Here is a 14,487-nt window from a genome sequence, read left to right as displayed (position 1 = left end):
GATTCTATGGCTAATACTTCCTATCAACAGCTTGAGATGGATTTTCATGTTGAAATTCAGAAGGATATCAATGGTATTGAGATGGGTGTTCTTGATAATGGTATTCCATATTTAACACAAACAGGACTGGCCGCTCTTACTGGTGTGAACCGTAGTGTAATATATGATATTAGTACTGAATGGGAAAATACTTTTAATGAAGATGTGTTTGGTGGAAAAGATAGAAACTCTTTATTGCGAGAGTTGCTTACAAAAAAAGGCTATAGAGAGCCTAAGTTATACTTAGAAATCATTACGAGTAGACAAAAGCATTATGCATATCCAGATATTGTTTGTATGGCAATATTGGAGTATTACGCTTTTGATAGTAAAAGTAAAACAGATATTGCTGTAACAAATTTTAGAGAGCTTGCTAGATATGGATTACAAACATATATCTACCAAGCGTTAAATTATAGGCCATTTGATAAATGGAAATACCTTAATGACAGAACATCTATTCTACAAAATAATGTACCTACCGGATATTTTATTATTTTTCAAGAAATTACTGGCATGATTGTTGATTTAATAAATGCGGATGTTACTGTTAATCATAAAACTATACCAGACATTAGCGTTGGCATACTATGGGCAAAATTTTGGAAAGAAAATAACTTAAGCTCTCAGCACGGAGAATTTATCCCTTGTGCCCATAACTATCCAAATTATTATCCACAAGCAGCAAGTAATCCACAATCTGTAAACGCCTATCCTGAAAATGCTTTACCTGAATTTAGACGTTGGTTTAGAGAAACATATTTACCAACAAAATTTCCTACTTACATTTTGAAGAAAGCTAATGATTTATCTGGCGGTAGGTCAGAAGCTCTAAGAATAGGAAGTATGTATCAAGCTAAGCAAATCAGTAGCAATAATTAAAAAATTAAATTTTATTAAAAAGTTAAGCTTTATCTGGGATTAAAATTGGTAAGTTCACATTTACTTTGATAAAAAACCACATTACCGTTCTTCTCTCTTGAACGGGGATAAAGCAGTACCATTAAGGTGGTATTAAGGCCGTCTGAAAATTTTATCATTATTTCAAAAGAGAACCCGCTATGTCCTGCGAACACCTAATCATGTCATACAGCACGTTCAGTAAAGAAAAAAACAACGCTTTAACCGAGCCGATGTTTTTCGGCCAGCCGGTGAATGTGGCGCGTTATGACCAGCAGAAATATGAAATTTTTGAAAAGCTGATTGAAAAGCAGCTGTCGTTTTTCTGGCGGCCGGAAGAAATCGACGTATCGCGCGACCGTATCGATTACCAAAACCTGCCCGAGCATGAAAAACATATTTTTATCAGCAATTTGAAATACCAAACCCTGCTCGATTCGATTCAGGGGCGCAGCCCCAATGTGGCGCTGCTGCCGTTGGTGTCGATTCCCGAACTGGAAACGTGGATTGAAACCTGGAGCTTCAGCGAAACCATCCACTCGCGCAGCTATACCCACATTATCCGCAATATCGTTAACGACCCGTCGGTGGTGTTCGACGATATCGTCGATAACGAATACATCATTGCCCGTGCCGAAGATATTGCCTGTTACTACGATGATTTGATCGAATACACGCAGTATTACAACCTGTTCGGCGAAGGCGAGCACCGTTTCGACGGCAAAACCGTGCGCGTGAGCCTGCGCGAGTTGAAGAAGAAGCTGTATTTGTGCCTGATGTGCGTAAACGTGCTGGAGGCCATCCGCTTTTATGTGTCGTTTGCCTGCTCGTTTGCTTTTGCCGAGCGCGAGCTGATGGAGGGCAACGCCAAAATCATCAAACTGATTGCGCGCGACGAAGCCCTGCACCTTACCGGCACACAGCATATGCTGAACCTGATGCGCAGCGGCGCGGACGATGCGGAGATGGCGGAAATCGCCGCCGAGCTGGAGCAGGAATGTTTCGAGCTGTTTAAAAAAGCCGCCTTGCAAGAGAAAGAATGGGCGGAATACCTGTTTAAAGACGGCTCGATGATCGGCCTAAACAAGGAAATTCTCAGCCAATACGTTGATTATATTACCAACCTTCGTATGCAGGCGGTGGGTTTGAAACCGGCGTTTGAAAACGCTACCCAAAACCCGATTCCGTGGATTAATGCGTGGCTGTCGTCCGACAACGTGCAGGTGGCGCCGCAGGAAGTGGAAATTTCGTCGTACCTGATCGGGCAGATTGATGCCGAGGTGAATGCCGACGATTTGGGCGATTTTGAGCTTTAACTTCCACCACAACAAACAGGCCGTCTGAAAAACTGCGGATTGTGCCGTGGATGTTCAGACGGCCTGAAACCTTGTTTCCGGTTCATTCATTGAGGCCGTCTGAAAACAATACGGCAAACAGACCACACACAAGCGGATTTTTTTATGGTTTTAATCACCACACGCGATAAGAGTTTCGAGCTGCGGCAGGACGAAACCCTGCTGGAGGGGCTGGAGCGTACCGGCCACGAGGTTGAATACCAATGCCGCAGCGGCTATTGCGGCTCTTGCCGCATGAAAATCGTGTCAGGCAGGGTGGAATACGATAACTTTCCGCTGGCGTTTGTCGCGCCGGGCGAAATTCTGCCGTGCTGTTGCCGCGTAACCGAAGCGGTGGAGGTGGACTGCGGTATGCGCGTGCAGGAACCGGATTTGTTTGATGTGGATTTGTTTGAGGAATAGTTGCAGGCCCGGGGCTTTGCAAAACCCGAAACTTTGCCGAATCTGTTTGATATGCCGCTACCTTTCCTACTATCTTTTTGTTTCTAAAAAAATTTAAGCGGCGCTTTACAGCGCCGCTTAAATTTGCAGCCTTTCAAAAGCCGGCCGGCTTGGCTTGCCTTTAGTGAAAAGGTTCGGGTGCGGATTCATCGGTTTTATCCAGCGCATCAAGTTTTTGCTGAGCTTCGCTAACCGCCGCTTCAAGGCTTTGGATACGCTGTTGGTAGCGCACATAATTGCGCTCGTTGCCGTAGCGCACCTGTTTGCCGTCTTCCAGCGCTTTTTGTGCCTGTTCGAGCTGCCGTTGGGCGGCTTGGCGCTGTGCTTGGCCGGCAGGGCGGTTCTCGGGGCGGCTTTCCTGTGCGGGAGCTTGCGGTTGGACGGCGGGTGCCGGTGATGCCGAATAAAGGCCGACCCTGCCGATATCTGCTTTTTGGCAGTTGCCGCCGGGGTTTTGCGTGTAAACGCGCTGCCCGTTTTGAAGGCACTCGTAAACCGTGGCGGCTTGTGCGGATAATGCGCCGGCAGAGAATAGAGCAGCGGCAAGCAGGCGGGTAATATTGTTCATGATTTGTTTTCCGTAACGTGAAGCGTGCAGTATGCCGTCTGAAAACCAAACGGGCAATACCGGCGCGCGTTATAATGCCTGCCGCAGCCAAAACCACCACACAGCCAACAACACCAGCACCATCAATATATTGCCGGCAATCACCGCGCGCCAGCGGCGTTCGGCGGGGCGCCCGTTTTGCGGCCTGCGTGTGCGGCGTACATAAAAAAACGGGCTGAGCAGAATGGAAACCGCCGAAATCAAAATCACTGCCGCATAATAAATTTTTTCACGTTCCATTATCGTCCTCCGTTTTCAGCTCATTATACGGCAGGGCCGTCTGAAACCCACTTTGTTTCGCTATAGAAGGATTGATTGATGCCTATCCGACAACTTTCCCCACAACCCGTTTGGCAATGGTTTGCCGACATTTGCGCCGTGCCGCACCCCACCTACCAAGAAGCCGCGCTGGCCGCTCTGATTATGGAACGCGCACGCGCCAAAGGGCTGGGGGCGCGCCAAGACGAAAAAGGCAATATTTATTTGCGCAAACCGGCCTGCGGTGAGGGCATGGCTGCTAAAAGCGGCGTGATTTTGCAGGCGCATATCGATATGGTGGCGCAGAAAACGCCCGAATCGGCACATGATTTCAGTCGCGATCCCATCCGACCCCGCATCGAAGGCGGTTGGGTGTATGCCGACCAAACCACGCTCGGTGCCGATAACGGCATCGGTGCGGCCATGGCGCTGGCGGTGGCTTTTGCCGACGATATTCCCCACCCGCCGCTGGAAGTGTTGCTGACGGTGGAAGAAGAAACCGGCATGGGCGGCGTGCGCGCCGTGCGTGCCGATTATTTGCAGGGGCGCTATCTGCTCAATCTCGACAGCGAAGAGCACGGCAGCATTTATCTGGGGTGTGCCGGCGGCCGCGATGCCGAGCTGTCGCTGCCGCTGATGCAGCAGGCTGCGGCAGGGCAGCGCTGGCGCATCACCGTGGGCGGAATGTTGGGCGGCCATTCGGGCATCGATATCCACCGCGGCCGCGGCAACGCCATAAAGCTGTTGGCCGACACACTCAAACGCTTTTCAGACGGCCTTGATTGGCGTTTGGCCGCATTGCACGGCGGTCGCTTGCGCAATGTGATTCCGCGCGAGGCCTGTGCCGAAATTGTGTTGCCGCCGCAGCAGGCTGATGCGCTGCACACATTGCTGGCCGAAGCCGAACGGCAGGCGTGCGCAGAATTGGGCGCACACGGCGGCAAGCTGTTTATCCGTGCCGAAAACATTGCGCACGACGGCCTTGCGTTTAGTGTCGAAAGCAGCCGCCGTGCCGTGGATTTGCTGTGCGCCTTGCCCGACGGCGTTATCCGCTGGAGCGACGATTTCTCCGGTGTAGTGGAAACCTCGATATGCCTGAGTGTGGCCGACACCAACGCAGAGCAACTGCACGTTTGCCTGCTGATGCGTTCGCTGTTGGAAACGCCGAAAAATGCCCTTGGCCGCCAACTGGCCGCCATTGCGGATTTAAGCGGCGCCGAGCTGCTGCTCGACGGCGATTACCCAGGCTGGAAACCCGACGCTTCGTCGAAACTGTTCGCCGCCGCCCAACCCGTGTTTGCCGCCCGCTTGGGGCGCGAACCGAAAACCGAGGTGCTGCACGCCGGTTTGGAATGCGGCCTGATGCAGCAGCGCCTGCCCGATGTGGAAATGATTTCCTTCGGCCCCACCATAGAAGGTGCGCATACGCCGTGGGAGCGTGTGGAAACCGCCACGGTGGCCGAATGCTGGGAAATTTTGCTGGATATGCTGGCCCAAGGGGTTTGAACGGGTAAGAAAGGTGCGACAAATATAGAGGCCGTCTGAAATATTTTTTCAGACGGCCTCTATATTTGCCGAAGTGTAACGTGGATACAAACAATTCTATCGGTGTGTTATCCGACAAGCTCTTGGCAATCCAGCATATCTTTACGCACATCGGTTAACAGCAGGGCGGCGGCATCTTGGCTGTCGGCCTGCGCCCACACAAACAGCCGGGCGATGATTTTGCCGAGAAACACTTTTTCGGCGGCGTCGGCTTCGCCCAAGCGGTGCTGTTGCAGAAAACCGGCGATGTCGGCAGGCACTTCGCTGCGTTCGGGCAGGCGCACGGCGGCGAAGCGGTGGTCCGACAGCAGGTGTTGCAGCAGGGTTTGGTTTTTATCGGGTTTGATGCCTTGCGCTTTTTCCTGATGGGTGGCGCGGACGAATTGGTCGTAGATTTCGGCATACAGCATATCGTTCGGCCCTTCAAAAATGGTGAAAGGGCGGATGTCGATGGCGATATTGCTGGCGGGGTGGCCGCTCTCGAAGCCTTTGGCGCCGAGCAGTTTCTGCAAAATCTGCGCCGCGCCGTAGGTGTATTCGGTGGCGAGCGTTTTGATGATGTTGGCTTCCATCAGCTGATGGGCAACGGCTTGGTCGGGGGCGACGTGGCGGCAGGTAAAGCGGTAGAGCAGTTGCGAAACGGCATGGCGTTTCATGATTTGGCGGCGCTCGTGATCAACGAATTTAATGTCGTTCACCACGAAGCGGCGCAGGTTTTCGATGATGTATTCCATCACGCCGTGGGTCATGCCCACCAGTTGCAGGCGGCTGCGGATAAAGATGTTTTGAAAGGCTCGCAGGCCGGCGGCTTCGTTTTCCGAAAGTTTCATCACGCAATCGGCGGGTATGGCCGCATCGATGCGGTTGACCGCATAGCGCACCGCGCGCAAGCCTTCCGATTTCAGGGTTTCATAGCCGATATATTGTTTGGGCACCAGCAACAGATTGATGGTTTTCGATAATTTGCCGTTTTTGCGCTCTTTGGCGGCAACCAGCAGAAAGTCGCTTTGCGAGTTGCCCTGCCAATATTTGACGGCGTGCACATAAACGGTGCCGTTATCCTGATATTCGTAATAAGACTGCATTTCGCGCGCAATGGCGGCGCCGGAGGTTTCAGGTTCGGTGATGGCCAGGCCGCCGCCTTCGCCGTTGAAAATCAGCTTCAGGCCGGTTTCGATTTGCTGCGGGTTGCCGAACTCGATTAAAGGCTGCAATACCAGCGCGCCCTCTATGCCGGTGCGCAGGGTAACGGGTACACCGTAATGCCCGGCTATGCGCAACACTTCTTGGATTTCAAACTGATTGCTTTTTCTGCCGCCGTGCCGCTCGGCCAAAAACGGCAGCAACAGCCCCGCACGCTTCAGCTCGAGCCATTTGTTTTCGGGCAGATAGTGCATCAGGTTGAGGCCGTCTGAAAAAATGCGTTTGAAAGCCGCTTCGATATGTCGTAAAAAATCAGCCGTATCCATATGAACCGGCTGGTTTGCCAATGTGCTGTGTGCCATATATCCTCTTGGTGCGATATTTTTTAGAGTAAATTGCCTAAGATTTATAACATATTCTCAGGTGGTTGACAATCATCAGCGTGTTTGTCGGCGGCATCCGGCTGTAAAAATTATGGCAGGAGCGGGGCAGGGCGGTTAATCCAACCCGTTGGCTTTCGCCACCTCCCGCCACGCTTCGAGAATCAGGCTGCCGTCGTTGTTTTTCAACAGCGAAGCATCGGAAAGCATACGCCGCCACACGCGTGCGTTTTTCAGGCCGTGCATCAGGCCGAGATAATGGCGGGCGGTGTGGCGGAGCGTGGCGCCGTTGCCGGATCGGATATGCGCGCGGCTGTAACGGAACAGCTTTTCCACCAAATCGGCATAGGCAACGGTTGCCTCGCTGCCGCCGTAAAACAGCCTGTCCCATTCACGCATCACCATCGGGTTATGATAGGCCTCGCGGCCGACCATCACGCCATCGACGTGTTCCAAATGCGCGGCGATTGCTTCGTTGGTGGTGATGCCGCCGTTGATGATGATTTCCAAATCGGGAAAATCGCGCTTGAGGCGGTAAACATAATCGTATTTCAACGGCGGCACTTCGCGGTTTTCTTTAGGCGAAAGGCCGTCAAGCCAAGCGTTGCGGGCGTGGACGATAAAAGTGGTGCAGGCCGTCTGAACGGAAAGCGTACCCACAAAGTCGCGCACGACGGCATATTCGTTTTGGCGGTCGATGCCGATGCGGTGTTTAACGGTTACGGGAATCCGCACCGCATCCTGCATGGCGTTAAGGCAGTCGGCCACCAGCGCGGTGTCGTTCATCAAACAGGCGCCGAACGCGCCTTTCTGCACGCGCGGGCTGGGGCAGCCGCAGTTGAGGTTGATTTCGTTGTAGCCGTAAGCCTCGCCCGCTTTGGCCGCCTGCGCTAGATCGGCCGGTTCGCTGCCGCCCAATTGCAGGGCAACCGGCTGCTCGCCTTCGTTAAACTTTAAAAAACGGTTTTTATCGCCGTGGATAATGGCACCCGCGTTAATCATTTCGCTGTAAAGCCAAGTGCGGCGTGTGATCTGGCGGGCCATATAGCGGTAGTGGGTGTCGGTCCAATCGAGCATGGGCGCGACGGAAAGGCGGCGGGGCGGTAGGGCGGTCATGGTGGGAGAGTGGGGTTTAAAGTGCGGCATTATAAGGGGTTTTGGGATATTTGAGGCCGTCTGAAAAGCAGGGGAGGCTGATAGGTTTCATATGTTTATTTCTTCGGCCGGATATGCAGCAATTCGGCAATATCGCTTTCACCTCGGATTTCTTTTGCTGCACGCTGCGCAGCGGTATAGCGTTCATATTCCGCCTCTGCCTTGGCATCGGCCTGCTTTTTGCTGATTTTTCCCGCACCTTGCAATACTTCGCGGTCGTTAAATTGTAGAAACTGATCCAGTTTTTCTACCCAATCACGCAAAAAAACCTGTTTTTTACGCTTGGCCTGATCTTCGGCAAAATCCAGCCACATCGTAACGATACGGTTCAATTCGCCGATTTCGCCTTCATGCAGATAATTCTTGGCAATTTTGATGTCTTTTTTGTGTAAGCGGCCTGAATCGGTGTGCGTCAAACCCATCATCGGCTTGGCCGCATCGGCGCGGTGATAAACCAGCTCTGCCGCAGTCTGGCCGCTAACGGCAAAATGCAGTTTATTTTGAATGATTTTGAAAAATTGCGTGGTTTCCTGGAAGCTCGGCTGGTAATCCGCCGCCAAAGCAAAAATCTCGCGCACCCGCAGGTATACCCGTTTCTCGCTGGCGCGGATGTCGCGGATGCGTTCCAGCAATTCATCGAAATAATCCGGCGCAGGCACGGTGCCGACGGGCGGGTTTTTCAAGCGTTCGTCGTCCAGCACGAAACCTTTTTGCAAATACTCGGCCAAAGTGCGCGTTGCCCATTGGCGGAACTGCGTACCGCGCGTAGAGCGCACGCGGTAGCCGATGGCGAGAACCATGGGGAGAGAGTAAAGCAAAGTCTGATAGTTTTTACCATCGCCGGCAGTTGTCAACTGTGAGTTGACAACTGAACTTTCCACCAATTCATTTTCATCAAAAATCGCTTTGATATGTTTGCTGATATTCTGCTTAGTAGTTTGATAAAGCTCGGAAATTTCTGCCTGTGTCAACCAAAGCTGCCCACCCAGTTCACGCAACACAAACTGTGCTTGTCCGTCTTGGGTAGTGTAAAGAATCAAATCATTTTCCGACATACTTTTTCCTTGTATAGTTTTCAGGCTGCCTGAGATGGCCGTTATTGTTGTTTATACTTCAAATAATGTATTAGCTGTCGCAATTCCAAAGCTTGCATATAGTGTTCAACGGCAGACCAATCAGGCTGATTCTCTGTATTAACGGGCAACAGGATTTTTTGTTTTTTCATGCGCTCGGCATTGAATTTATAGCCATATTGATATTTGGATTTTTGTTGCAAAATGGCGGCTTTCAAAAACAGATAAGTATATTTTCCTGCTTGCGGTATTTTGATTTTCAGGCGTTTTACATCGTCTGAAAACAGACATTCGTAAGGGTGGTAAAAATTTTCCACCACACTGCCATTGTAATTTACACCTAAAACATTTTTATCCAAGCTGGCGTTTTGATTATCAACAAAGGCAGTAATACCATTATTTGAATCGCTGGCACCAACAAATGGAATATTGCCGATTACCATATCTTGCTTGGTCAAACGCACACCCGACAAAATCTCACAAATATCCTGTATGGCAAAAGCTTTCCAAGCCGTTTCAGACGGCCTCCAAGCCTCTACCCCCCCCCCCGCAAGTTATTGTTACTTAATGAATTATTATAATATTTTAGCACTGTGGCAATTTTATCTTGCTCAATCTGTTTCATAAAATCTTCCATAAATTGCCAATCGGGTTGTCCGTCAGCATTTACAGGCAGCATGATTCTTGTGCGATTTAAACGACCTAATGTTGCCCCCGTACTTCCCCAAGAAAATTTTTTCATTTGAATTTTTAATAATGGAATGATGAACATAGCTACCCAATAATTCAAGTTTTGATTTTTCAAAACTTGAATATTTTGCCCTGTCCAAAATGCATTTTTCTGATAAAAAACAGTTTGTGTATCCAAACCAATGGTAATTACATTGCCATCATCTTTTTTATATTTTGGCATTTGCTCGTCAGGTACAAATAAATTAATGCCATTATCCAAATCTGTGCGAGTTATATAAGGCGTTGTTCCTGTGTCTGATGTTTTCAACTTATTTTTGTCAATTCCGCTCTTGGTTGCCTTGATTTCAAAAAGTCCTTGTTTCCCTCCGATAAAGAAACTTTTCCACGCTCTATCCGTCAATTTCAACTCATTCATTGCCACTCTCCACCCCAAACAAATACCCCCTGCCATGCGTAATCATATTGACTTCAAAGGTCAGATAATCGGCAATCACTTTTTCAAAATCGGCCTCGGTTGGGATTTCGTCATTAAAGTAGTAAAACGAATGCAACCATTCATCATCAGCTTCAATAGTAGTTTCTACGCAGAATTTGCTTTCCGCTTCAATGCGGCCAAACCAAACATCGAGCAAATGTTGTTTCTTATCTTTTGCACTGATCGTTTCCACCAAACCGATGTGTTTCTGCACTTCAAAGCCGTCATTTTCAAAGTTGATAAATTTGACGATTTTATCTTTTTCATGCGGAATACCTGTTGAAAATACAGCAATGCACGGATTTGTGCCGACACCATAAAACGTATTTTTGTTCAATGTAATCACGCCTTCAAGGGTATGCTTTTTCAAGATATTTTCTTTGATTGCCTGCTCTTCTCTGGTTTTTCCCGTCATGGATGATTGCGGAACAATCACAATGGCTTTGCCGTCTGCCGTCAGAGAATCCAAGAGATGTTCGGTAAAAGAAATTTCATATAAGTTTGGGTTGGCTTTTGAGCCTTGTGAATACGGCGGATTCATCATGCCGATATTGCAGCCTTTGAGCTGTAATTTGGCCGGATTTTGTTTGAGAAAATCTTCCTGCTCCAGATTACTTTTTCCGTCGCCACGCAAAATCATATTGGTGGTGGCAATGGTAAACATATAAGGTTGCAATTCGATACCGTGTAATTGTTCTTTACGGATTTTTCTTTTCTCCGGTTCTTTATCGGTTTTTTGCAGCATATGGTGCATTGCTGCAATCAAAAAACCAGCCGTACCGCAACAAGGATCAAATACACTGTCGCTTGGTTTTAAATCTATCAGCTCGCAAAACAATTCAACGATATGCCGTGGCGTTAAAACAATACCCAATGTTTGCCCGTCTCCGCCCGAATAGGACATAAATTCACCATAAAAACGCCCCAAATAGTCTTCGGCAGAATGAATATATCTGATATTTTTATAAATGTGGTCGTAGATAAACTGCGTGTAGTGTTTCAACGGTGTTTTGCCCAATACATTGTTTTTTTCGTTGATTGCTTTAGTGTCCCGGATAACTAAAAATTGACTAAGTAGTTTGTCTTTTTTAACCTGTGGTTTGACTTGGGCGCGGTCTAAATTTGCCTGAATGGCTTCATAAATTTTCTGACCATCGGTTTTGATGTCATCACCGTTTAAATTGTCAATATCAAAGTTTTTATGCTCCATTTCTCGCAAGGCAAGCAGAATGCCAGACACAATCAGCGGTTTGTCTTTGTCCTGAATACTGCCGTAGTTGCGCAGGTCTTCGTGTAATTCCTTAGCATCCTTCAAAATCTCGGCAGTGGTTTTTTCTTCGTCGGTCTGCTCTTTTAAGATATTTTTGATGTAATACTCATCAATGTTTTTTTCGTCAAACAGGGTAAAAGTTTCAACATCTTCCAGTTCTTTATATTCGCCACGCTCATTAATAAATAGCGGTGAAATTTTATGGCGTTTTTCATTACCTGATACACCAATTGCGATAATCTTTTTATAACTCGTATTTTTTGCCAAATGGATGCCGTAATGTAACGCACCATTTACCGCGAAATCTTTTACACTTGCAGTATTTTGGCAAATTAAATCTTTATCATCGCGTTTGATGTGGTTTGCGGTATCAGATTTGTCTTCTATCACGATGACAAAATCTTTAACGATACCGCAATATTCCGGATAGCCCGCTTTACCTGTTTGCGCCTTTGATGCCGTTTTCAAGGCTTTATCCAATTCGGCAATATCGCTGCCTTGCGGGCATAAATCCAATCCTGCTTCTTTTAATAAATCATAAACCCAAAGATCGGTTTTAATTTCTTTTTTAGCCATGTCGGTTATCTTTTAAAAGGTTGGTTGTCGTAAAACTCAGACCGCTTTACTGGTTCTTTAGCGTTTGAGTTTGGCAAACGCATCCGCCATCGCCGAATTGGCAGGGGCTTTTTCCTGCCGTTGCGGTTTGGCGCTGCGGCTATCGCTTCTGCGGTTGTTTTCAGACGGCCTGTCGCTGCGTTTGGCCTGCGTGCCGGGTTCGTCGTCCAGGCGCATGGTTAAGGCGATGCGTTTGCGTGCGGCATCGACTTCCAGCACTTTCACTTTTACCACGTCGCCGGCTTTTACCACTTCGCGCGGGTCTTGCACAAATTTGTTCGACAGGGCGGAGATGTGTACCAAGCCGTCTTGGTGTACGCCAATGTCCACAAACGCGCCGAAGTTGGCGACATTGGAAACCACGCCTTCCAAAATCATGCCTACCTGTAAATCGCTGATTTCGTTCACGCCTTCGGCAAAGGTGGCTGTCTGAAACTCGCCGCGCGGGTCGCGGCCGGGTTTTTCGAGTTCGGCGAGAATGTCCATGATGGTGGGCAGGCCGAATTGTTCGGTGGTGTAGGCGGCGGGTTTGATTTGTTTGATTTTTTCGCGGTTGCCGATTAAATCGGCGGCTTTGATGTGCAGATCATCCAGCATTTTGGCGACGACGGGATAGGCTTCGGGGTGGACGGCGCTGGCATCAAGCGGTTCTTTGCCGCCGTTGATGCGCAAAAAGCCTGCGGCCTGTTCAAAGGTTTTTTCGCCCAAACGCGGCACTTTTAAGAGTTTCTTGCGGCTGTCGAATGCGCCGTTTTCATCGCGGTAGGCGACAATGTTGTGCGCCAGCGTTTGGTTGAGGCCGGAAATTCTCGCCAACAGCGGCGCGGAGGCGGTGTTGACATCGACGCCGACGGCATTCACGCAGTCTTCCACCACGGCATCGAGCGATTTGGCCAGTTGCGATTGGTTGACATCATGCTGGTATTGGCCGACGCCGATGGATTTGGGGTCGATCTTTACCAGTTCGGCCAGCGGGTCTTGCAGGCGGCGGGCAATGGAGACGGCGCCGCGCAGGGAAACGTCGAGATCGGGGAATTCTTTGGCGGCCAGCTCGCTGGCGGAATAAATCGACGCGCCGGCCTCACTCACAACGATTTTGTGCAGCTTCATTTCAGGCAGGCCTTTAACCAACTCGCCGGCGATTTTGTCGGTTTCGCGGCTGGCGGTGCCGTTGCCGATGGCAATCAGCTTCACGCCGTGCTGTTTGATGAGTTTGGCCAAGGTGGCGAGCATATTGTTTTCTTGGTGCAGATACACAATCACGGTGTCCAACAGTTTGCCGGTGTCGCTGACCACGGCGCATTTGACGCCGTTGCGGTAGCCGGGGTCGAGACCGAGGGTGGTGAGGCGGCCGGCGGGGGCGGCCAGCAGCAGGTCTTTGAGGTTGTGGGCGAACACGGTAATGGCGTCGCTGTCGGCGTTTTCTTTCAGACGGCCTAATGCTTCCAGCTCGAGTGAGAGAAAGATTTTGGCGCGCCAGGTGAGGCGCACGGTGTCGCGCAGCCATTTGTTTTCATTATTGATATGGAAGTGTTGAGCGATGATTTTTTCGTAGCCGCTCTGTTCGGTAATCGGGGTTTCGTCGGGCTGGTATTTTAAGGCCGTCTGAAGGATGCCTTCGTTACGGCCGCGCAATACGGCCAGTGCGCGGTGGCTGGGCATGCTGCGCACGGCTTCGCGGTGGTCGAAATAGTCGGCGAATTTTTCGCCTTCGGTTTCTTTCCCTTCAATCACTTGGGCATGGATTTCGGCTTCGTTCCACAGTTTTTCGCGCAGGGTGCCGATCAGTTCGGCGTCTTCGGCGAATTGTTCCATCAAAATGGCGCGCGCGCCGTCGAGCGCGGCTTTGCTGTCGGGCACTTGTTCGTTGAGATAGCTTTGTGCGGCGGCTTCGGGGTCTTGGTTTTGGTCGGCCAATAATGAATCGGCCAAGGGTTGCAGGCCGTTTTCGCGGGCGATTTGCGCTTTGGTGCGGCGTTTGGGTTTGTAGGGCAGATAGAGGTCTTCGAGCGCGGTTTTGTTGTCGGCAGCTTCGATGGCTGCCTGCAATTCGGGCGTGAGCTTGCCTTGTTCTGCTATGCTTTTTAATACGGTTTGTTTGCGCTCTTCGAGTTCGCGCAGGTAGGTGAGGCGCTCTTCGAGGGTGCGCAGCTGGCTGTCGTCCAAGCCGCCGGTGGCTTCTTTGCGGTAGCGGGCGATAAAGGGCACGGTGGCGCCGTCGTCCAACAATTGAACGGCGGCGGTGATTTGGGCGGCGGTGGCGGAGAGTTCGGCGGCGAGAATCTGGGTGATGTTCATGGATGTTTTCGAGGAATGCAAAAAGGGGAAAGGATAGCGGTTTTGGGGGTGATTGGCAAAGGGAAAGGCCGTCTGAAAAAAGTATTTCAGACGGCCTCGGTTTGATGCGGGCTTAGCAACTGTGTTGCCAACTCGTCAGTCAGCAACATCAAACACGGTTAATCAAGCGCATTGCAGGCCGTCTGAACACAGATAGTCGCGTACCCGTGCGTTCAGTATTCTCAGCAGTTTGTGCATACA

The 14,487-nt window shown here is 50.0% G+C and carries 12 protein-coding genes and 1 pseudogene; 4 read left to right on the top strand and 9 right to left on the bottom strand.

What is annotated here, in order from left to right:
- Positions 1-6 precede the first annotated feature (6 nt).
- The 3 genes from NQ012_RS08165 to yfaE all read left to right on the top strand — a co-directional run bounded on the left by NQ012_RS08165 (position 7) and on the right by yfaE (position 2,696).
- Positions 7-921 (top strand): hypothetical protein, encoded by a 915-nt coding sequence (locus NQ012_RS08165; RefSeq protein ID WP_257067106.1) that lies wholly within the window; start codon positions 7-9, stop codon positions 919-921.
- A 200-nt stretch (positions 922-1,121) separates the two neighbouring features.
- Positions 1,122-2,255 (top strand): class Ia ribonucleoside-diphosphate reductase subunit beta, encoded by a 1,134-nt coding sequence (nrdB, locus tag NQ012_RS08160; protein WP_257067192.1) that lies wholly within the window; start codon positions 1,122-1,124, stop codon positions 2,253-2,255.
- A 144-nt stretch (positions 2,256-2,399) separates the two neighbouring features.
- Positions 2,400-2,696 carry a class I ribonucleotide reductase maintenance protein YfaE gene (yfaE, locus tag NQ012_RS08155; RefSeq protein WP_257067105.1) on the top strand — a complete coding sequence of 99 codons (297 nt, stop codon included), beginning with the start codon at positions 2,400-2,402 and terminating at the stop codon, positions 2,694-2,696.
- Positions 2,697-2,856: 160 nt separating this feature from the next.
- Here yfaE and NQ012_RS08150 read toward each other — a convergent pair whose 3' ends face one another.
- Complete coding sequence (locus NQ012_RS08150) at positions 2,857-3,303, bottom strand: lipoic acid synthetase (RefSeq protein ID WP_257067104.1); 447 nt, start codon at positions 3,301-3,303, stop codon at positions 2,857-2,859.
- Positions 3,304-3,372: 69 nt separating this feature from the next.
- Positions 3,373-3,582, bottom strand: a complete 210-nt coding sequence (locus tag NQ012_RS08145) for a DUF515 domain-containing protein (protein ID WP_257067103.1) — start codon at positions 3,580-3,582, stop codon at positions 3,373-3,375.
- 78 nt (positions 3,583-3,660) lie between these two features.
- Here NQ012_RS08145 and pepD point away from each other — a divergent pair, with 78 nt between their 5' ends.
- Positions 3,661-5,106, top strand: a complete 1,446-nt coding sequence (gene pepD, locus NQ012_RS08140) for a beta-Ala-His dipeptidase (protein WP_257067102.1) — start codon at positions 3,661-3,663, stop codon at positions 5,104-5,106.
- 107 nt (positions 5,107-5,213) lie between these two features.
- Here the strand turns inward: pepD and NQ012_RS08135 are convergent, their stop codons facing one another.
- The 7 genes and pseudogenes from NQ012_RS08135 to NQ012_RS08105 form a co-directional block, all read right to left on the bottom strand.
- A complete protein-coding gene (locus NQ012_RS08135) occupies positions 5,214-6,650 on the bottom strand; it encodes an acyl-CoA dehydrogenase family protein (RefSeq protein ID WP_257067101.1) in 1,437 nt (478 codons plus the stop codon).
- 135 nt (positions 6,651-6,785) lie between these two features.
- Positions 6,786-7,784: a tRNA dihydrouridine(20/20a) synthase DusA gene (gene dusA, locus NQ012_RS08130; protein WP_257067191.1), complete on the bottom strand. Its 999-nt coding sequence runs from the start codon at positions 7,782-7,784 to the stop codon at positions 6,786-6,788.
- A 95-nt stretch (positions 7,785-7,879) separates the two neighbouring features.
- Positions 7,880-8,878: a virulence RhuM family protein gene (locus NQ012_RS08125; protein WP_257067100.1), complete on the bottom strand. Its 999-nt coding sequence runs from the start codon at positions 8,876-8,878 to the stop codon at positions 7,880-7,882.
- A gap of 41 nt (positions 8,879-8,919) precedes the next feature.
- Positions 8,920-9,393, bottom strand: a pseudogene (locus NQ012_RS08120) (restriction endonuclease subunit S); the annotation flags it as partial.
- 38 nt (positions 9,394-9,431) lie between these two features.
- Positions 9,432-10,004 carry a restriction endonuclease subunit S gene (locus NQ012_RS08115; protein WP_257067099.1) on the bottom strand — a complete coding sequence of 191 codons (573 nt, stop codon included), beginning with the start codon at positions 10,002-10,004 and terminating at the stop codon, positions 9,432-9,434.
- Positions 9,997-11,910, bottom strand: coding sequence for an HsdM family class I SAM-dependent methyltransferase (locus tag NQ012_RS08110; protein WP_257067098.1), 1,914 nt, complete (start codon positions 11,908-11,910; stop codon positions 9,997-9,999). Before NQ012_RS08110 ends, NQ012_RS08115 begins: the two co-directional genes overlap by 8 nt.
- Positions 11,911-11,967: 57 nt before the next feature.
- Entirely contained in the window at positions 11,968-14,247 is a 2,280-nt protein-coding gene (locus tag NQ012_RS08105; RefSeq protein WP_257067097.1) for a Tex family protein, read from the bottom strand.
- Positions 14,248-14,487: the final 240 nt, after the last annotated feature.

It is taken from the genome of Neisseria dentiae, assembly GCF_024580525.1.
GTDB classification, from domain to species: domain Bacteria; phylum Pseudomonadota; class Gammaproteobacteria; order Burkholderiales; family Neisseriaceae; genus Neisseria; species Neisseria dentiae_A.
The sequence above is the reverse complement of the archived record's forward strand: the minus strand, read 5'-3'. Positions and strand labels throughout refer to the sequence as shown.

Coding starts and splice junctions, on each gene's coding strand:
- NQ012_RS08165 (WP_257067106.1), top strand. CDS start 7: ATGGCTAATACTTCCTATCAACAGCTTGAGATGGATTTTCATGTTGAA.
- nrdB (WP_257067192.1), top strand. CDS start 1,122: ATGTCATACAGCACGTTCAGTAAAGAAAAAAACAACGCTTTAACCGAG.
- yfaE (WP_257067105.1), top strand. CDS start 2,400: ATGGTTTTAATCACCACACGCGATAAGAGTTTCGAGCTGCGGCAGGAC.
- NQ012_RS08150 (WP_257067104.1), bottom strand. CDS start 3,303: ATGAACAATATTACCCGCCTGCTTGCCGCTGCTCTATTCTCTGCCGGC.
- NQ012_RS08145 (WP_257067103.1), bottom strand. CDS start 3,582: ATGGAACGTGAAAAAATTTATTATGCGGCAGTGATTTTGATTTCGGCG.
- pepD (WP_257067102.1), top strand. CDS start 3,661: ATGCCTATCCGACAACTTTCCCCACAACCCGTTTGGCAATGGTTTGCC.
- NQ012_RS08135 (WP_257067101.1), bottom strand. CDS start 6,650: ATGGCACACAGCACATTGGCAAACCAGCCGGTTCATATGGATACGGCT.
- dusA (WP_257067191.1), bottom strand. CDS start 7,784: ATGACCGCCCTACCGCCCCGCCGCCTTTCCGTCGCGCCCATGCTCGAT.
- NQ012_RS08125 (WP_257067100.1), bottom strand. CDS start 8,878: ATGTCGGAAAATGATTTGATTCTTTACACTACCCAAGACGGACAAGCA.
- NQ012_RS08115 (WP_257067099.1), bottom strand. CDS start 10,004: ATGAATGAGTTGAAATTGACGGATAGAGCGTGGAAAAGTTTCTTTATC.
- NQ012_RS08110 (WP_257067098.1), bottom strand. CDS start 11,910: ATGGCTAAAAAAGAAATTAAAACCGATCTTTGGGTTTATGATTTATTA.
- NQ012_RS08105 (WP_257067097.1), bottom strand. CDS start 14,247: ATGAACATCACCCAGATTCTCGCCGCCGAACTCTCCGCCACCGCCGCC.